Below are 18,317 nucleotides of genomic sequence, written 5' to 3' on the forward strand. Positions count from 1 at the left end.
GCCCTCGCCCGGGCCCAGCCCCGTGCGGGGTGGGCAACCGGGCGCGGCGAGGTGGAGTGGGGCCCGACCGGCCGCAGCGTCGCGGGCACTGCGCCCGCGACGGCCGCGTTCCGGCAGGCGCGGCCTCCGTGCCGTGCCCTCGTGGCACGCCTTCATGCCATGCTTCCGTGCCGTGCCTGCATTCCGTTTCTACATGCGCCGAACAATCTGCGCGGTCGCTCGCTCGACCGGTGTGCGGTTGTAGACATGCACCAGGGCGAGGTGGAAGAGCGCCGGTGCGAGTGGGGCCCACCGGTGAACGCGGTCGGCACGCAGCATGTACCTGACCACGGTCGCGGGGCGGAAGGGCACGTAGTCGATGGTCTGGTGCTCCCATCGGTCCGCGACTCCCCTGCTCATACGCGTTTGCAGGCCCTCCCGGGTCAGCTCCTTCAGCCTTGCGTAGAAGTGGGCGCTCCAGTGGCGCTTGTCGGTGTCGAGGACGAAGGCGAGCAGCTCCAGTGAGTACTCGTGAGGTTCCAGGGACAGTTCCTCGCGCATGCCCCGCCGGGCCACCGCGTGCAGGTCGGGGGCGCTCCTTCCGGACGAGTCGATGTGCCGTGACATGCCCTCGTTGACGGAGGAGTTCCAGACACCGGGCGCCATACGCACCCGGTCGCTTCGCTGGCTCACGACCACCATGTCGTCGGCGGTCACCACCGCGATGTTCACGGCGAAGCTGCACTGCAGGAACGCGGGTGCCGACAGCGGATCGTCCGGGTCGAGATAGCGGGACCGCGGGCTTGTTCCGTCGGGCAGACGCCGGTCGAGCTGTTGAGCCGCCAGAAAGGTGAAGTAGTCCGTCGGACGCAGCCGCAGATGGACTTCGGGGTGCTCGTCGAGCGCGGTTCGGGACACGTCGAACGATTCGACCGCGTAGCGAGGACCGTTCCACATCGGTGCACGGCCCTCTGTCCGCCCACGCGTGTTCTCCTCCTCGAGTTCGGCCCGCCAGCCGGCCATGTCCGAAGGCAGCTCGATCTCCTCGTCGAGTACCTGGATATAGACGGATTCAGCGGATATGGACGACTCCCCGTCCCCTTCGACGATCAGGGCCGAGGTGTGGAGCGGCCCCAGCGAGAAGGTTCTCCACGCCGGACTGGACTCCTCCCGCTGCCGCAGGGTGCGTACGGCACGGGTCGAGCGGGTTCGCAGCCTGTACCAGCCGTTCTGCAGGGGTTGCTGGAACAGCACTGCGAACAGCATCCCCAGCACAGCGCCGACAACCCCGTTGGCCACATCGATCCCGCCCATGCCAGGCAGGGTAGGGAAGTTGATCACGTCATGCGCGATCTTCTCTCTACCGTTACGACTTGGAGCAAGGCGCCGCGTTCCTCCGCAGAACCCCGGCCTGGGTGGCCGGGGCCTCGGAGAAGGGGTCGGACAGCACGCCGGAGTCAGTCGGCCATGGGCAGGTACACCCTGTTCCCGCTCGCCGCGAACTCCTTCGACTTCTGGAGCATCCCCTCAGCGACCTCTTCGGCCGTCGCGCCGGCAGCCGCGGTGCCACCGAACTGCTCGGTGATGCTGTGGCTGATCTTCATCGAGCAGAACTTCGGCCCGCACATGGAGCAGAAGTGCGCCGTCTTGGCGGGCTCGGCCGGGAGGGTCTCGTCGTGGAACTCCCGGGCCGTGTCGGGGTCGAGGGCCAGGTTGAACTGGTCCTCCCAGCGGAACTCGAAGCGGGCGTCCGACAACGCGTCGTCCCACTCCTGTGCGCCCGGATGTCCCTTGGCGAGGTCCGCCGCATGGGCCGCGATCTTGTAGGTGATGACGCCCGTCTTGACGTCGTCACGGTTGGGCAGGCCCAAGTGCTCCTTGGGCGTGACGTAGCAGAGCATGGCCGTGCCCCACCAGGCGATCATCGCGGCACCGATGCCGGAGGTGATGTGGTCGTACGCCGGCGCGACGTCCGTCGTCAGCGGGCCGAGCGTATAGAACGGAGCTTCATCACAGATCTCCTGCTGAAGGTCGATGTTCTCCTTGATCTTGTGCATCGGGACATGCCCCGGACCCTCGATCATGGTCTGTACGTTGAAACGCTTCGCGACCCTGTTGAGTTCCCCGAGCGTCCTCAACTCCGCGAACTGTGCTGCGTCGTTGGCGTCCGCGATCGACCCTGGCCGCAGCCCGTCGCCCAGCGAGTAGGTGACGTCGTACGCCGCGAGGATCTCGCAGAGTTCCTCGAAGTTCTCGTACAGGAACGACTCCTTGTGGTGCGCCAGGCACCAGGCCGCCATGATCGAGCCGCCGCGCGAGACGATGCCGGTCTTGCGGTTCGCGGTCAGCGGGACGAACGGCAGCCGCACGCCCGCGTGGACGGTCATGTAGTCCACGCCCTGCTCGGCCTGCTCGACGACCGTGTCCTTGTAGATCTCCCAGGTGAGCTCCTCGGCCCGCCCGTCGACCTTCTCCAGCGCCTGGTAGAGCGGGACCGTACCGATGGGGACGGGGGAGTTGCGCAGCACCCACTCGCGGGTGGTGTGGATATTGCGGCCGGTGGACAGGTCCATGACCGTGTCGGCGCCCCAGCGGGTCGCCCAGGTCATCTTCTCGACCTCCTCCTCGATGGAAGAGGTGACCGCGGAGTTGCCGATGTTGGCGTTGACCTTCACCAGGAACCGCTTGCCGATGATCATCGGCTCGATCTCCGGGTGGTTGACGTTGGCCGGCAGCACGGCCCGGCCCGCCGCGATCTCCTCGCGGACGACCTCGGGAGAAACGTTCTCCCGGATGGCCACGTACTCCATCTCCGGCGTGACCTCGCCCCGCCTGGCGTACGCGAGTTGCGTCACCGCCTGTCCGTCACGGCTGCGCCGGGGCTGGCGCGGACGCCCCGGGAAGACCGCGTCGAGGTTGCGCAGTCCGCCGCGCGGCGAGGTGTGCTTGATCCCGTCGTCCTCGGGGCGGACGGGTCGGCCCGCGTACTCCTCGGTGTCACCGCGGGCGATGATCCAGTTGGCCCGGAGGGCTCCGAGGCCCCTGCGTACGTCGGTGTCGACGGTCGGATCGGTGTACGGGCCGGAGGTGTCGTACAGAGTGACCGACTGCCCGTTGGTGAGGTGCACTTGGCGGACAGGCACCCGCAGGTCGGGGCGCGAACCCTCGACATACGCCTTGTGCCAGCCGATGGACTTCCCTGCCTCGCCGTTCTCGGGCGAAGCAGTCACTCCACCGCTCTCGGCCGAGGCGAACGCCTCGTCCGTCAGGCTGGAGGCAGGCGTGCGTGCGTCCTTGTTGGTCATGAGACCTACTCCCTACGCCGGCATTACCCGGTAACAGGTTCGGCGGTCGACGCAGCGATTTCCGTCCGGCGATGTTCCACGTGAAACATCGCGTCTACGGAGTTCAGCGCCCTCTCAGCCCGGTGCTCCGAGCTCCCGCGTGTGCAAAGGTGTCTCCACGCTAGCGTCAGATGTGGCGCGGTGAACAGTGGGCCCCGGCTGTTCTTGCGATGATCGGTCGGTGACCACGATGCAGCAGCCCCCACTCCCGCCGTCCGAACCGCCCCACGGACACGGCCACGACGGCCATGGGCACGGCGGTGGACCCGGGCACGGACCCCACGGCCCCGGAGGGGGCGGCGGCGGAGACCGGCCCGGCGGTGGTGACGGTGGCGGTCCGGGTGGTGGCGGGCACGGCCACTCGCACAGTCACGGACCCGCGGCGCCTGTCTCGATGCATCTGCGCAAGGTCATCGCGGCCGTGCTGATCCCCTTCGCGGCGGCGGTCGTCGTCGGTCTCGTGGTGCTCTGGCCCGGCGGCGCCCCGGGGCACGAGCGCACCGGTGTCGGCTTCGACCGGCAGACCCAGCAGGCAACGGTGACCAAGGTCGACAAGGTCGACTGCAAGTCGGTGAATGCCTCGGGGGAGACGCCGACCGGCGACACGTCGACCGCCGAGGGCTCGTCGGCACAGCAACAGGCGTCCGGCAGCTGCAAGAAGGCAACGGTCCGGGTCGACACCGGCAAGGACAAGGGCCGTACGTTCACGGAGATCGTCCAGCCGGACTCCTCGCGGCAGCTGGAGCAGGGCCAGAAGGTGATCGTCGCGTATGCGCCGGACGCCCCCAAGGAGCTCCAGTACTCGGTCACCGACGTGAACCGCAAGCTCCCGATGACGGTGCTCGCCGGCATCTTCGCCGTCGCCGTGGTCCTGGTGGGCCGGATGCGCGGTGTCATGGCACTGGTCGCACTGGCCGCCAGCTTCCTCATCCTGACGTTCTTCATTCTCCCCGCGATCCTGCAGGGCTCGAACCCCCTGGTCGTGGCGGTGGTCGGGGCGAGCGCCATCATGCTGATCGCGCTCTATCTGTGCCATGGGCTGTCGGCCCGCACGTCGGTGGCGGTGCTCGGCACCCTGCTCTCCCTGTTGCTGATCGGGCTGCTCGGCTCGCTGTTCATCGACTGGGCCTCGCTGACCGGCAACACGGACGACAACACCGGTCTGATCCACGGGCTGTACCCGTCCATCGACATGAGTGGCCTGCTGCTCGCGGGCATCATCATCGGTTCGCTGGGTGTGCTCGACGACGTGACGGTGACGCAGACGTCGGCGGTCTGGGAGCTGCACGAGGCCAATCCGACGATGGGCTGGCGCGGGCTGTACCGCGCGGGTATCCGCATCGGCCGCGACCACATCGCGTCGGTCGTCAACACGCTCGTCCTCGCGTACGCGGGCGCCGCACTGCCATTGCTGCTGCTCTTCTCCATCGCGCAGAGCAGCGTGGGGACGGTGGCCAACAGCGAGTTGGTCGCCGAGGAGATCGTGCGCACGCTCGTCGGCTCGATCGGACTGGTCGCCTCCGTGCCGGTGACCACGGTTCTCGCCGCCCTGGTGGTCTCGGCGGACCGCCCGGGCCCCGCCACCCCGGCACAACAGGAACAGCCGCAGCCCCAGCCCCAGCCCCAGTCGGGCGCCAGGGCTCCTCTGCGTGGCGGGAGCGGCCGCCGCCGCAAGCACTGAGACCGGCCCGCCTGCCGGATCCGGTTGCCGAGAGTTGAGAAGAAGCGTTACGGCAGCCCGCACAGCCGTGAAGCAACAAGCGGTATGACGTACGGCCGACACCTGGTGGGATGAGCGCGCGTCACACCCGTACGGGACGACGTACAGCGAGGCGGCGTCGCGCCTGCCCCATATCGCTTCATCCGGCGCTCTGTTCCTCCGCCAGGATGCGGTTCAGCGCCTCGTCGAGGTGCGTGTCGAAGTCCGCGAGGGAACGCTCCTGGCCCAGCGGCACCAGCCGGTCCGTACGGTCGAGGAACGCCAGCAACGGCGCCGTCCCGCAGCGGAACAACGCGTGGTCGCCGCCCACCTGAAGCCGGATCAGCACATCGCCGAACCCCTCGGTGTCGGCGGGAGCGATGTGCACATCACCGTCCCCGCATGCCCGGCCCACCCCGTCGATCAGCAGCTCCCGGCCGAAGGCCCAGGTCACCGGGGCATCACCGGGCAGGTGGAAGGTCAGCCGCACGGCATAGGGATCACAGGTCTCGTAGCGCAGCTCCACCGGGATGCGAAAGGAGAGCTCCTCCGAGACGACGAAGCTCATCATGACCTCTGCCTGTACTACCGACTCGCGCATCGCCTACCCCGTCGTTCGCCTTCGACTGGCCGGGAATCATCCACCTGACACTGCTGGCATCTTGCTGAACGTACACACCAGATCACAAGGAGTGAGTTTTCAGATGCTGATAGAGAGCGAGAGCGTGCCCAGCAGCCTGCCGATCTCGCTCTGCAATCGGCGTGCCGCCGGCAGCAGTCGGTCGGCCTGGTGGGCCGGCAGGGAAATGGCGATCGTGGCCGCAGTACTGCCCACAGTGATGGGAATCGCGGCGCAGACCGTACCCAGCGCGTACTCCTGACGCTCGATCACGGGCTGCATGCGTCGCGCCGATTCGAGGCGTCGCAACAGGGTTCGATCGTCACGCACCGTATATGGCGTGATGGACCGGACGGAGTAACGGTCGACGTGGTCCCGACGGGCGTCGTCGTCGAGCTGGGACAGCAGACACTGGCCGATCGCATGCGCGTGACCCGTCTCGCGGAAGTCGGCCCACTCCTCCACGGCGGGATTGGCCGGGGTGTCGGCGACGCACTGGACCTCGATCTCACCGTCGCGGTAGAGCGCGTAGTACACGGGCGCGCCGATCGAGTCACGGCACTGCGCGAGAGCGTCGGCGACCATGCTGCGACGTTTCTGCTGGGCACCGCTGTTGGTCAACCGCTCGACCGCCTCGCCGAGAAAGAACAGGCCCTTCTCCCTGCGCAGATAGCCCTCGTGGGCCAGGGTGCGCAGCAGGTGGTACGCCGTGGGCAGGGCGAGCCCGGCCTCACGGGCGAGCTGTTTCGCGGGCGCCCCGTGGTCATGGCGGGCGACGGACTCCAGGAGGCGCATCGCACGCTGCACGGAGCCGATGAGGGTCGTGGGATGCGGTTCGGAGGAAGGGACGTGTGGTCCTGCGGGTGCGGTGTCAACCGTGGCCAAGGGTTACTCCCGAAGCGCGAGGGGGGGCCGCCCGTGCGGGGGTAACACGGGAGGGATCAGAGCGCCGCTCGCGGGAATCAACCCCGCGTCGAATTCCGGACTTTAACCGTCTGCCACCGCTCGCAGACGGCCTGTGCCGAAACTTCCCTCGCCCGAGGGAACTGGCGGTTCCTGTTACCGCCGGCCGGTTGCCGACCGGCGGGTCTCCCCTTGCCTACCAGTCGCTCCTCGACGAGGAGCTCGACATGAACTTCCGTACGACGTAGATCAGTCCGCCGACCAGCGCCACGAAGACCAGCAGCTTGAAGAGCAGGCCGATCACGAAACCGACGACGCTCGCTATCAGGCCGCCGAACACGACCAGGGCGATGACCGGCACCGCGACCCACTTAATCCACCACGGCATACCCGCGAAGATCTCTCGCATCGCCCTTGTTCCTTGTCTCTCTGCCCGTTTCCGAGTGCTGTCCGAGCCCGCTCCCGAAGGATGACGGGTCTTGAATGTCCTGCCCTCGATGCTAGGCGCGGCAGGGGTGCCGACGGGGGCCTCGCACCCCTTGTCCTCCCCTGAACGTTCCCCTAGGGAACCCTGAGGCGGAGGTCAGCTCTCGGGCGGAGAGAAGACCACCACAACCCGCAGATCCTCGCTGATGTGGTGGAACTTGTGAGCCACCCCGGCGGGCACGTAGACGACGCTGCCGCGTGCCACCTGGGTCGTCTCCATGCCGACCGTGATCGCCGCGCGGCCGCTGACGACGAAGTACACCTCGTCCTGGCGGTGGGGCTGCTGAGGGTCCTGGGTGCCCGCGTCCAGCGCGTACAGGCCGACCGACATGTTCTTCTCACGCAGGAACTGGAGGTACGCGCCGTCGTTGGCGGCGCGCTCCGCCTCCAGTTCGTCCAGCCGGAATGCCTTCATCGCCCTTGTCCGCCCTTGCCCCGCTGCTCGTAGTCGATCTCGTCTGTCACGATCAGACACATGAAGAATTTCGTAGTCAAGACGATCGCCAACGCCGGCGCCCTGGCCGTCGCCGTGTGGCTGCTCGACAAGATCACCCTGTCCGGTGACAGCACGGGCAAGGAGATAGGCACGCTGCTGCTCGTCGCACTGGTCTTCGGCCTGGTCAACTTCCTGGTCAAGCCGATCGTGCAGGTGCTCACGTTCCCGCTGTTCATTCTGACGCTCGGCCTGATCACTCTGGTGATCAACGCCCTGATGCTGCTGCTGACCTCGTGGCTGGCGGACAAGCTCGACCTGAGCTTCCACGTCGAGGGCTTCTGGACCGCCGTTCTGGGCGGCCTGATCATCTCCGTCGTCTCCTGGGCGCTGAACGTCGTCCTCCCCGACAAGGACTGAGCGACCTGATGCCCTATCGCGTGTGCTTTGTCTGCACCGGCAACATCTGCCGCTCCCCGATGGCCGAATCCGTCTTCCGCGCGCGGGTGGCGGAGGCCGGGCTCGACGGCCTGGTCGAGGTGGACAGCGCCGGCACCGGCGGCTGGCACGAGGGCGACGGCGCCGACCCGCGCACCGTCTCCGTCCTCGAAGCAGCCGGCTACGAAGGCGGCCATGCGGCCCGCCAGTTCCACGCCGACTGGTTCACCCGGCTCGACCTGGTCATAGCCCTCGACGCCGGCCACCTGCGGGCCCTGCGCCGCCTCGCCCCCACCGAGGCGGACGCCGGGAAGGTGCGGCTGCTGCGCTCGTACGACCCTGCCGTCGCATCGGCCTCGGGGGCCGACCTCGACGTACCGGACCCCTACTACGGGGGCCTGGACGGCTTCGAGGAGTGTCTTGAGATGGTGGAGGCGGCGAGCCCCGGCCTGCTCGCCGCGGTACGGGAGCAAGTGGAGGGACAGGCGGCATGACAGATTCCGTTACGGGCGCCGGTGACGGCACACGCGCGGTGCGGGCTGGGCTGCCCGAGCCCGTCAAGCACGAGCCGACCCTCCCGGGGCCGGTCTTCGCCGCCCACTTCCATCTGCCGGGCGACCCCACAGGCCCGTACACCTACGGCCGCGACGAGAACCCGACCTGGACCCACCTGGAGCGCGCCATCGGCGAACTGGAGGCGCCGGGGCGGGACGACGTCGAAACGCTCGTCTTCGCCTCCGGCATGGCCGCCATTTCGTCCGTCCTCTTCTCCCAGCTGAGCGCCGGCGACACGGTCGTGCTGCCCGACGACGGCTACCAGGTGCTGCCGCTCGTGCGCGCGCAGCTGGAGGCGTACGGAATCGAGGTGCGCACCGCCCCGACCGGCGGCGACGCCCAGCTCGATGTCCTCGACGGCGCGAAGCTGCTGTGGATCGAGACCCCGTCGAACCCGGGGCTCGACGTCTGCGACGTACGGCGGCTCGTCGAGGCGGCGCACACGCGCGGCTGTCTGGTCGCCGTCGACAACACCCTGGCGACCCCGCTCGGGCAGCGCCCGCTGGAGCTGGGCGCCGACTTCTCCGTGGCCAGCGGCACCAAGCAGCTCACCGGACACGGCGACATCCTTCTGGGGTACGTCACCGGTGGCGACGCCGCGGCGATGGCCTCGGTACGGCGCTGGCGCAAGATCGTCGGGGCGATTCCGGGACCCATGGAGGCATGGCTCGCGCACCGCTCCATCGCGACGCTCCAACTGCGTGTGGACCGGCAGAACGCCAATGCACTGGTGATCGCCGAGGCTCTGCGCGACCGGCACGAGGATCTCGGGGTCCGCTATCCGGGGCTGTCCGGCGACCCGTCTCACAAGATCGCCTCGCAGCAGATGCGGCGCTTCGGGTGCGTGGTGTCGTTCACGCTGCCCACGCGCGCGCGTGCCGACCGTTTTCTCGACGCGCTGCGGCTGGTGGACGACGCGACCAGCTTCGGCGGTGTGCGGTCGACGGCCGAGAGGCGCGGCCGCTGGGGCGGTGACGCGGTGCCGGAGGGCTTCATCCGTTTCTCGGCCGGTGCCGAGGATCCTCAGGACCTCGTGGCCGATGTACTGCGCGCGCTCGACGAGTCCTCGCGGCCGACGTCTTCCTGAGTGATCCGTCAGTAGCGGGCACGGACGGCGGACGGTCCGAGCCTCCCCCCTCGTGGCTCGGACCGTCCCGGTTCTGCGCGCGAAGAACCGCGCGAACAAGGCTAGTTGACTCTGTGTCAGTGTCCAATCACAGTAGCGACAGAGACCTATCGACATATTTATAGTTGGGGGCTTCCGGGGAGCTGAGGGAGAAGGGACGCCATGGATCTGGCCTTGCTGCGGACCTTCGTGACCGTGCACCGGGCCGGCTCCTTCACCCGCGCGGCCGCTCTGCTGGGCCTCTCGCAGCCTGCCGTCACCTCCCAGATCCGAACCCTCGAACGACAGCTGGGACGTCCTCTCTTCCTGCGTCAGGCCCGTGGAGTGACCCCTACGACCATGGGCGACGAACTCGCCCACAAGGCGGCGCCCCATCTCGACGCCCTGGTGGAGATCACCGAGACCGGCCTCGACGAGGACTCCTCCGTACGCACGCTCCACCTCGCCGGTCCGCCGGAGTTCACCGCCGAGCGCGCCCTGCCCGCGCTCACCGAGCTGACCGGGGACGACGGCCAGGGCTTCGCGCTGCGTGCCTCCTTCGGAAATGCGGAGGAGACCCTGGAAGGGCTTGCCGCCGGGCATCAGGATCTGGCCATCAGTACGGCCCGCCCACGCGGTTCCCTGCTCACCGCGACTCCGCTCTGCGACGAGGAGCACGTCCTGGTCGCCGCCCCGCGCTGGGCCGACCTCCTCGACTCCGGCTCGTTACGTCACCAGGGCGAGCCCTCCCTGGAGAACTTCCCCGTGGTGGAGGTGCACGAGTCACTGCCGTTCGTCGCCCGCTACTGGGCCTCCGTCTTCGACTCCCGCCCGGCCGCCTCGGGCACCGTCATCGTCCCCGACCTGCGCGCTGTCCTCGCCTGTGCGATCACCGGTGCCGGGCTCGCGGTGCTACCGCGCTATCTGTGCGCACCCGCTCTGGAGCGGGGAGACGTGGTCGCGCTGACCGAACCCGCGGTGCCTCCGCTTCGTACGTACTTCCTGGTGGTGCGCACCGGCACACTGGCCATGCCACATATCGCGCGGGCGCACGAGTGGCTCATGCGCGCCGCCATAGACTGGTCATGACCAAGATGCATCACCTCGTCAAGAGGGCGATGTTTCACGTGGAACCAACTGGGCCACATTTCTCCCATGACCGTCCGACCCGTGGTCAAGCGCACCGCCCGGGCCGTCCTACTGGACGGCAATGACCTGGTCCTCATCAAGCGGACCAAGCCCGGCGTCGATCCCTACTGGCTGACGCCCGGCGGCGGGGTCGAGCCGGAGGACACGACCGTCGTCGACGCACTCCATCGTGAGGTGCACGAGGAACTCGGCGCCAAGATCACCGATGTGGTGCCCTGCTTCGTCGACACCGTCGAACACATCGGCGACAATGCCAGAACGACCGGCGTGAAGGTCCAGCACTTCTTCGTCTGCCGCCTGGAATCCATGGACCCGTCACTGCGCCATGGCCCCGAGATCGACGAGCCCTGCGGGGAGTACGAGATCGTGCGGATCCCCTTCACCCGCGTGGGCATCGCTTCCGTCCATCTCGTACCGCTGTCGCTGCGGCACTATCTCGACGGGAACATCGAGGGCGTACTGGCGATGCACGCGCCCGATCTGGGCTGACGGCCCGCTCCTTCGGTTCCGGGCCGGGCTCCGGTTCCGGCCTGGGCTGTCCCTGCCCGTGCCGGATCGGTCCACTGCCTGCGTAGCTCTTGGCTCGGAGTCAGTATCCGGTCACGACGAGTTCTTCCACCGCGTCGTGACGGATCCTCTCCGACGGGATGCCGATGTCCCTGAGCGCGTCGACGCCGCTGCGGATCATGCCGGGAGGGCCCGACAGGTATGCGTCGTACTCGTTCCACGGCCCGTACTCGCGTACGGCGTCGGGGAGGTGCAGATGCCCGTGCTGGTCGACTATCGGGCGCACCGCGAGCCAAGGGTGGCTCTGCTGGAGCCGGAGCATCGTGTCGATGTCGTACAGGTCATGATCGGTACGGGCTCCGTAGAACACCTCGACCGGGCGCCGCTCGCCGTGCTCTGCGACGTCCTCGACGAGGGCCTTTATCGGCGCTATGCCGGTACCGCCGCCCAGGCAGAGCAGGCCGCTGTCGGTGGTGTGATCGACGGTCATCGAGCCGGCCGGCGGGGCCGAGCCGGATGACGTCGCCGGGGCGGGCACGGTGCACGAGCGCGTTGGAGACCCAGCCCGCCGGAATCGCCTTCACATGGAAGGACAGCAGTCCGTCGGAGCGGGGCGCCGAGGCGAACGAGTAGTGCCGCCAGATCCGCGGCCACCAAGGGGTCTCCACGCTCGCGTACTGCCCGGCGAGGAAGGGGTACGGCTGGTCGGGGCGGACCGTGATGACGGCGACGTCCGCGGTCCTGAGGTCGTGCGAGATCACCTCGGCGTGCCACCAGGCCGGGGCCCTCAGTTCGTCCGCGGCCGCGGCGTCGATCATGACCTGCGAGATCGTCGTGTACGCCCGGACCCAGGCGGCCTCGGTCTCCCCGTCCCAGACCGACGAGGCGAACCGGCTGAGCGAGCCGATCAGGCACTCGCCGACGGCCGGGTAGTGCTCGGGGCGGGTGCCGTACTTGCGGTGGCCCCGACCGAGGTTCTTCAGATACGCGACCAGGACCTCGGTGTTGTCGATGTGCTCGGCCGCGGTCAGCAGTGCCCGCAGGAGCCGGTCCCGCTGAGTGTCCATCGCGGCGGGGAAGAGCTGGCGCAGCTCCGGGTGCCGCACGAAGAGCAGCGCGTAGAAGTACGAGGTGACCTTGTCGGCGACGGGGCCCACCTCGGCCATGGTCCGACGGATGAGGACGGCGTCCGGGGAGGCGGCCTGGGCGGGGGCAGGAACGGCTACGGCGGCGGGGGCAGGGGCGGAGCGCTGGTCGGGGACGCGGGGCGCCTGGTCGGGCCCCGGTGGGGCGGGAGGACCGGCGTGGGCCTGCGGGGCGGGGAGACCGGTGTAGGCCTGTGGGGAGGGTGTCGCCTCGTGCGTCATGGCCGTCGTCGCGCTCTGGCCGACAGGAGCAGCTCCAGCATGAGCGGCCCAGGCTTGAGGGGTGTCGGCATGAGGGGTGTCGGCACGGGAAGCGTCGGCAGGCGCGGACCTGGCGTCGGTGGGGTCGCCGTGGGGGGCGTGGCTGCCGTCAGGGGAGCCCGCGTGGCGGCCGCGCGCGGCCGTGGCTCCGGTGTCGGCTCGTTCGGTGCCGGAGACGGCCTCGTCGGTCGGGGGTATTCGTTGCCGCGTCGTGGCGTCGGTACCCGGCGCGGGCCTGCCGACGGGGCGCAACGCGGCCAGGCGATGGCCCTCGGGCGCCTCCTGCTCGCCGCCCGCGGGCGGCTCCGGCGGCTTGTGCGGCGTGAACCAGCCGCCCCCGCCACTACCCCCTGAAGTGCCGTTGTCGGCCGACGTGGTGGTCGGAGCGTCCATGTTGTGCCTCGCCTCGAACATCTTTCGGTCGGTCTGCGCACTTCCTCGATCGGAAGATGCCTGCTTTCCCCCGCAGACTGCTTGCTTCCCCGTTCCGCTCCGCCCCGTCGCCCCATGGCGGCCACATTGAACCTCGGAATCCCGCACCCTACGGACAAGTAAGCCGAGAGTGTGACATTGGCCGCACTACCGCCATCGCAGCATCTCACCCCGCGCCAACACCCCGGCCATGTAACCGGAAATGCGGGTCTTCGATCTCTCTGTCCCGTTAGGCTGCATTGCCCTTTGTTCGCCCTGGCGGGATGCGCGGACATCACACCGGACACGAACCGGAGTCGACCATACCGGCCACTGTCCGGCACACAAGTCTCCACTTCCCCACGTCGGGAATTGAAGGGGGACCGGAGTGTCGATTCCTTCAATTACCGGGCAGGACACACCAATTCATAGGCATCCCGCAGATCCCGCCCCACGTAGGAGTGGGTGGCGAGGCCTTCCAGATGCCGATCCGCATTGACGGCGACGGATACCGGAACCACCCCGAACAGGTCCCTGTCCGACATCGAGTCGCCGTACGCGACGCAGTCGGCCCTCGCCACCCCGAACTCCGCACAGAGCCGGTCCGCTATCCGCACCTTGGCCGCCGCGCTCAGGATCCCGGCAGGGTTCACCGGCTCGGTGAACGGCACCGCGGGGAAGCGTGATCCGTACGCCGCGTGCGCGCCCCAGCCCGTCAGCCGCTCGACGAAGAAGGAGGGTGAGAGCGAGACGACAGCGCAGTAGTCGCCGCTCCCCCTGATGTCCGCCCAGACGTCCCGGATGCCCTCCAGCCACGGCGCACTCGCGAAAGCGGTCGCCACATGCGTCTCGGTGAGATGCCTCCAGAGAGCGTGTACCTGCGTCGCATACTCCGGTGGGCCTATGAGACCCGCACCGATCGCCTCGTCGAGCGCCACGGTCTCGGCTTCCAGGCCGAGCTGTCGGGAGATCTCCACGGGCGCCGAGGTGCCGTGCAGCAAGGTCCCGTCCAGATCGAAGAGATGAAGTCTCGCCATGTACGCCGAGGCTAGTACGTGGGGTTACTCCCGCCGTCAGACGTAGTTTCCGCTCCCGCCCGGCACGGTGTTTCACGTGAAACTAAGCCGCCCCGCACGCCGGGCCACCCTTGTCGTCCATGTAGCCGCCTCCGCGGGCTGGCTCGGGCTCACGCTCGGGCTGCTCGCTCTGGGGATCACCGCGACCACCACAGGGTCCGCAGTGACCGTTGAGGCCTCCGTCCGCGCCATGAAGCTGTTCGCCGACTGGCTCCTGCTCCCCCTCGCGTTTCTCACGCTCGTCAGTGGTCTGGTGCTGTCCCTGGGCACGCCGTGGGGGCTGGCGAGGCACCGCTGGGTCTACATCAAGTTCTGGCTGACTCTCGCCACGATCACCGCCACTGTCTTCGCGCTGCGTCCCGGAGTAGGTTCCGCTGTCACAGCCGTTTCGGCAGGTGGCCCGCTGCCTGACGCCGGTGACGTTCTGTTCGGGCCGATCGTCTCGCTGTCCGCCTATCTCTTCATGACGGTGATCTCGGTCCTCAAGCCCTGGGGACTGACCCGGCGTGGACGGAAGCTGCGTGAGCAGAAGTCGGCCGGGCAGAAGCCGCGTGGGCAAAAGATCAGTGCGGCTGCCCGGAAACCGGTGGACGCCGAGCGGGCATCTCAGACAGCCTGACCTGCGTGTCGACTCCTTCCCCCGCCTTCCAGCCCATCCGCCGTCTGACGCCACGCGATCTCTCCGCCTGCGCCGATCTCTCCGAGAACCGCGGCTGGCCCCGCGAGGAACACAAGTGGGGCCTCCTCCTCACGGCCGGCACGGGTTATGGCATCGACGACCCCGACGGGGGCCTCGTCACCGCCTGCGTCGTGACCTCGTACGGGCCCCAGGACCGCCCCGCTCTGGCCGCGATCGGCATGGTGCTGGTCGCCGAGCGGCACGCCCGCCAGGGCGTCGGACGCAGGCTGATGCGGCATGTCGTCGGCGAGCTGGGCACCACACCGATGACGCTGCACGCGACGCCGTACGGGCGCCCTCTCTACGAGGAACTGGGGTTCAAGACCACCGGACGAGCCGAGATGGTCCGCGGCCACTTCGCCCCAAGCGGACCGGAGCCCGAGGTCGCCACGCGTGCTGCCACCGCCGAGGACCTCACCGCGATCCTCCGGCTCGACGAAGAGGTCTTCGGTACCGACCGCACGCACATGATCACGCGCCTGCCCGCCTTCGCCGACCAGTTGCGTGTCGCCGAGGAGGACGGCCGGGTCATCGGCTACGCGGCCGCCTGGCCCAACCTGGACAACCATGTCGTGGGCCCGCTGATCGCCCGCGACACGCAGACGGCCAAGGCGCTCATCGCCTCGCTGGCCGCCCACGTCGACGGGCCTTTGCGCACCGACATCGACGTACGGCACGAGGAGTTGCTGGCGTGGGTGAAAAAACGCGGGCTCGCTCCCACGGGTTTCAACGCGGTCATGACGTACGGCATCGCGGAGTTGCCGGGAGACTGGACGCGGCGGTTCGCTCCCCTCACGGTGGCGGCGGGCTGAAGGGCAGAGGATGAGTTCGGCCGACGTCGCAGAGCTCGGCGTCTGAGAGCTGAGCCTCTGAGAAATCCGAGGTTGAGCTCGGCGGTCAAGAGCTGGCGGCACACCGAAACGCCTGCCCCGGATGGGGGCAGGCGTTTCGGTATTTCCTGGCGCTACGGCGCTTTCCAGCGCTCCTGGGCGAGCGTCTTCAGCGCGGCCGTGGCGAAGGAGTGGTCCTGCTCCGGCGCGCCGCCGCCGACACCGATCGCGCCGATGAGGCGGCCGTCGCGGTGGACCGGGACACCGCCCGCGATGAAGAGCAGCGGGCGGTCGAGGGCGGTGGGCAGGGTGTGGAAGAGGCCACCCGGCTGCACGGCGTCGACGAGATCCGCGGTGGGGGTGTCCAGCTGCAGTGCCGTGTAGGCCTTGCGGGTGCTGGTCTCACCGGAGATCAGTACGGCCCGGTCGTCGCGCCGGAAGGCAAGCAGGTGGCCGCCCGCGTCGAGGATGGTGACGCTGACCTTCACGTCGGCGGCTTCCGCGGCGCGACGGGCGGCCGTGACGAGAGCCTCGGCGTCCTGGATGGTCAGCGGGGTGACGGTGGCGGTGCTCATGAGCTTGTTTCTCCTTGATGGGTGGTGCTGTGTGGGGGTGCTGGTTTGCCGGGTCGTGGCGTGTGGGGGCAGCGGTCCGCTGAGATGCGGGTGAAGGCTTGCTCGGGCTTCGGTCGGCCGCCGGACAGCCCTGGCCCTGCGGCCGGCCACGCCAGGGCGGATGCGACCGCCCAGGCAGCGGGTCAGTGGTGCACAGCCGCCTTCTGCTGCCCGGACTCCGCCGACGCTGCCCCGGTGACGATCAGGCCGTCGGCCGTGTTGGCGGCGTCGGCCCGGCGCTCCAGAGCGGCCGAGAGGACGGCCAGCACGAGGGCGGCCGCGGCGAGGACCGCGCCGACCCAGTTGGGGGCGGTGTAGCCGAGGCCGGCCGCGATGACGATGCCGCCGAGCCAGGCGGAGAGGGCGTTGCCGAGGTTGAAGGCGCCGATGTTCACGGCGGAGGCGAGCGTCGGGGCGCCGTGCGCCTGGTCGAGCACCCGCTTCTGGAGCGGTGGCACGGTGGCGAACCCGAGGGCACCGATCAGCGTGATGGTCACGGCCGCCGCGATCTTGTTGTGCGCGGTGAGCGTGAAGAGCGCGAGTACGACGGCGAGGGCGCCCAGGGAGACGTACAGCATCGGCATCAGGGCGCGGTCGGCGAACCTGCCGCCGACGAGGTTGCCGCCGACCATGCCGATACCGAAGAGAACGAGTAGCCAGGTGACGGAACCGTCGGCGAAGCCGCCCACGTGCGTCATCATCGGCGCGATGTAGGTGATCGCCGCGAAGACTCCGCCGAAGCCGAGGACGGTCATCGCCATCGCGAGCAGCACCTGGACGTTCTTGAACGCGGCCAGCTCGTGACGCAGGCGCACGCCTTCCGGCTTGGCCATGTCAGGGACGAGCTTGGCGATGCCCGCCAGGCCGAGGACGCCCAGGGCCGCGACGATCGTGAACGTCACGCGCCAGCCGACGGACTGGCCGATGAGGGTGCCCAGCGGTACGCCGACGACGTTGGCGACGGTCAGGCCGGTGAACATCATCGAGATGGCGCCGGCCTTCTTGTCCGGCGCGACGAGGTCCGCGGCCACCACCGAGCCGATGCCGAAGAAGGCACCGTGCGCGAGCGAGGCGACCACGCGGCCGATCAGCATCACGGTGAAGTTGGGAGCGACGGCGGAGAGCAGGTTGCCGACGATGAAGAGCCCCATCAGGAGCATCAGCATCCGCTTGCGGGAAACCTTGGTGCCGAGGACCGTCATGAGCGGCGCGCCGAACATGACGCCGAGCGCGTAGCCGGTCACGAGGAAGCCCGCGGTGGGGATCGAGACACCGAAGTCACCGGCGACCTCGGGCAGCAAACCCATGATCACGAACTCGGTGGTTCCGATTCCGAAGGCCCCGATCGCGAGGGCAAGAAGCGCGAGAGGCATGGGGGAGAACCTTCCCAGACGATTGCAGGAGCGCTTTACGTGCGTTGACAATACTTGCAGACGCCGACTAGTTGCAAGCGCGGACTATTGCGGGAGTGCTCTATCCTGGTGTCAGCCGCTCCGGTACGGAGGAGAACGCCATGACAGCGACGGACCCCGCGCTCACCGCCCTCGCCCAGGGCTGGTGCGCCCTCTCCCTGCTGCACGGGAGGATCGAGGCTCACATCGAACGGGCCCTGCAGACCAAGCACGACCTGAGCGTGCGCGAGTACTCGCTGCTCGACGTTCTCAGCCGTCAGCACGACGGCGACGGCGGCCACCTCCAGATGAAGCAGGTCGCCGACGCGGTCGTCCTCAGCCAGAGCGCCACCACGCGACTGGTGACCCGCCTGGAGGACCGCGGGCTGCTCTTGCGTTACCTGTGCCCGACCGATCGCCGCGGCATCTACACGAACGTCAGCGAGGCGGGCCTCAAGCTCCTCGACGAAGCCCGGCCCACCAATGACTCCGCTCTGCGCGAGGCACTCGACGCAGCGGCCATGAATCCCGAGCTGGCGCCGCTGGTGCGCGTCGTCGAGTCGGCGAGCGCGCCGACGCCCGCGTAACGAGCGCGGCCACCCTGCGCGCGCGTGATGCACCGGCGTCGGGTCACATCTACGTAGGGGCACGTCAACGCGGGGGCACGTCTGTCCAGGGGCACGTCTGCGTAGG

Annotated in this window: 18 protein-coding genes and 1 pseudogene; 9 read left to right on the plus strand and 10 right to left on the minus strand. The window is 68.7% G+C overall.

Going from position 1 to position 18,317, the window contains the following annotated elements; all coding sequences use genetic code 11:
* Window positions 1–189 precede the first annotated feature (189 nt).
* Together QF035_RS26155 and thiC are read right to left on the minus strand one after the other, a co-directional pair.
* Window positions 190–1,293: a hypothetical protein gene (locus QF035_RS26155; RefSeq protein ID WP_307523037.1), complete on the minus strand. Its 1,104-nt coding sequence runs from the start codon at window positions 1,291–1,293 to the stop codon at window positions 190–192.
* A gap of 143 nt (window positions 1,294–1,436) precedes the next feature.
* Entirely contained in the window at window positions 1,437–3,284 is a 1,848-nt protein-coding gene (gene thiC, locus QF035_RS26160; RefSeq protein WP_307523038.1) for a phosphomethylpyrimidine synthase ThiC, read from the minus strand.
* A gap of 220 nt (window positions 3,285–3,504) precedes the next feature.
* Between thiC and QF035_RS26165 the strand changes: the two genes are divergently transcribed.
* Window positions 3,505–5,004 (plus strand): YibE/F family protein, encoded by a 1,500-nt coding sequence (locus QF035_RS26165; RefSeq protein WP_307523039.1) that lies wholly within the window; start codon window positions 3,505–3,507, stop codon window positions 5,002–5,004.
* A gap of 178 nt (window positions 5,005–5,182) precedes the next feature.
* Here QF035_RS26165 and QF035_RS26170 read toward each other — a convergent pair whose 3' ends face one another.
* From QF035_RS26170 to QF035_RS26185, 4 genes are all read right to left on the minus strand, one after another.
* On the minus strand, window positions 5,183–5,623 hold the full coding sequence (locus tag QF035_RS26170) for an SsgA family sporulation/cell division regulator (protein WP_055610301.1): 441 nt from the start codon (window positions 5,621–5,623) through the stop codon (window positions 5,183–5,185).
* Between the two features lie 99 nt (window positions 5,624–5,722).
* A complete protein-coding gene (locus QF035_RS26175; RefSeq protein WP_307523042.1) occupies window positions 5,723–6,526 on the minus strand; it encodes an IclR family transcriptional regulator in 804 nt (267 codons plus the stop codon).
* Window positions 6,527–6,740: 214 nt separating this feature from the next.
* On the minus strand, window positions 6,741–6,953 hold the full coding sequence (locus QF035_RS26180) for a DUF5326 family protein (RefSeq protein WP_055610300.1): 213 nt from the start codon (window positions 6,951–6,953) through the stop codon (window positions 6,741–6,743).
* Window positions 6,954–7,127: 174 nt separating this feature from the next.
* Window positions 7,128–7,445, minus strand: coding sequence for a cupin domain-containing protein (locus QF035_RS26185; protein WP_055610299.1), 318 nt, complete (start codon window positions 7,443–7,445; stop codon window positions 7,128–7,130).
* A gap of 60 nt (window positions 7,446–7,505) precedes the next feature.
* Between QF035_RS26185 and QF035_RS26190 the strand changes: the two genes are divergently transcribed.
* The 5 genes from QF035_RS26190 (at window position 7,506) to QF035_RS26210 (ending at window position 11,199) form a co-directional block, all read left to right on the plus strand.
* Window positions 7,506–7,883: a phage holin family protein gene (locus QF035_RS26190; protein ID WP_307523043.1), complete on the plus strand. Its 378-nt coding sequence runs from the start codon at window positions 7,506–7,508 to the stop codon at window positions 7,881–7,883.
* A gap of 8 nt (window positions 7,884–7,891) precedes the next feature.
* Entirely contained in the window at window positions 7,892–8,395 is a 504-nt protein-coding gene (locus tag QF035_RS26195) for a low molecular weight protein-tyrosine-phosphatase (protein WP_307523044.1), read from the plus strand.
* Window positions 8,392–9,543, plus strand: coding sequence for a cystathionine gamma-lyase (locus QF035_RS26200; protein ID WP_307523046.1), 1,152 nt, complete (start codon window positions 8,392–8,394; stop codon window positions 9,541–9,543). Before QF035_RS26195 ends, QF035_RS26200 begins: the two co-directional genes overlap by 4 nt.
* 201 nt (window positions 9,544–9,744) lie before the next feature.
* Entirely contained in the window at window positions 9,745–10,650 is a 906-nt protein-coding gene (locus QF035_RS26205; protein WP_307523048.1) for a LysR family transcriptional regulator, read from the plus strand.
* A 66-nt stretch (window positions 10,651–10,716) separates the two neighbouring features.
* On the plus strand, window positions 10,717–11,199 hold the full coding sequence (locus QF035_RS26210) for an NUDIX domain-containing protein (RefSeq protein ID WP_189841553.1): 483 nt from the start codon (window positions 10,717–10,719) through the stop codon (window positions 11,197–11,199).
* Window positions 11,200–11,299: 100 nt separating this feature from the next.
* Here the strand turns inward: QF035_RS26210 and QF035_RS55855 are convergent.
* Both QF035_RS55855 and QF035_RS26220 read right to left on the minus strand, forming a co-directional pair.
* Window positions 11,300–13,016 (minus strand): annotated as a pseudogene (locus QF035_RS55855) (globin domain-containing protein).
* 422 nt (window positions 13,017–13,438) lie between these two features.
* Window positions 13,439–14,071 carry an HAD family hydrolase gene (locus tag QF035_RS26220; protein WP_307523050.1) on the minus strand — a complete coding sequence of 211 codons (633 nt, stop codon included), beginning with the start codon at window positions 14,069–14,071 and terminating at the stop codon, window positions 13,439–13,441.
* Between the two features lie 76 nt (window positions 14,072–14,147).
* Here QF035_RS26220 and QF035_RS26225 point away from each other — a divergent pair, with 76 nt between their 5' ends.
* Together QF035_RS26225 and QF035_RS26230 are read left to right on the plus strand one after the other, a co-directional pair.
* Window positions 14,148–14,729: a DUF2269 domain-containing protein gene (locus tag QF035_RS26225; RefSeq protein WP_307523051.1), complete on the plus strand. Its 582-nt coding sequence runs from the start codon at window positions 14,148–14,150 to the stop codon at window positions 14,727–14,729.
* A gap of 5 nt (window positions 14,730–14,734) precedes the next feature.
* The gene (locus QF035_RS26230; RefSeq protein ID WP_307523052.1) at window positions 14,735–15,601 is read left to right on the plus strand and encodes a GNAT family N-acetyltransferase; all 867 of its coding nucleotides are present in this window, start codon (window positions 14,735–14,737) and stop codon (window positions 15,599–15,601) included.
* Window positions 15,602–15,753: 152 nt separating this feature from the next.
* Here QF035_RS26230 and QF035_RS26235 read toward each other — a convergent pair whose 3' ends face one another.
* A complete protein-coding gene (locus tag QF035_RS26235) occupies window positions 15,754–16,194 on the minus strand; it encodes a GlcG/HbpS family heme-binding protein (protein WP_307523053.1) in 441 nt (146 codons plus the stop codon).
* Window positions 16,195–16,376: 182 nt separating this feature from the next.
* The gene (locus tag QF035_RS26240) at window positions 16,377–17,606 is read right to left on the minus strand and encodes an MFS transporter (protein WP_307523054.1); all 1,230 of its coding nucleotides are present in this window, start codon (window positions 17,604–17,606) and stop codon (window positions 16,377–16,379) included.
* 140 nt (window positions 17,607–17,746) lie between these two features.
* Here QF035_RS26240 and QF035_RS26245 point away from each other — a divergent pair, with 140 nt between their 5' ends.
* Window positions 17,747–18,211, plus strand: a complete 465-nt coding sequence (locus tag QF035_RS26245; protein WP_307523055.1) for a MarR family winged helix-turn-helix transcriptional regulator — start codon at window positions 17,747–17,749, stop codon at window positions 18,209–18,211.
* The last annotated feature ends 106 nt before the right edge of the window (window positions 18,212–18,317 follow it).

Source organism: Streptomyces umbrinus, assembly GCF_030817415.1.
GTDB classification, from domain to species: Bacteria; Actinomycetota; Actinomycetes; order Streptomycetales; family Streptomycetaceae; genus Streptomyces; species Streptomyces umbrinus_A.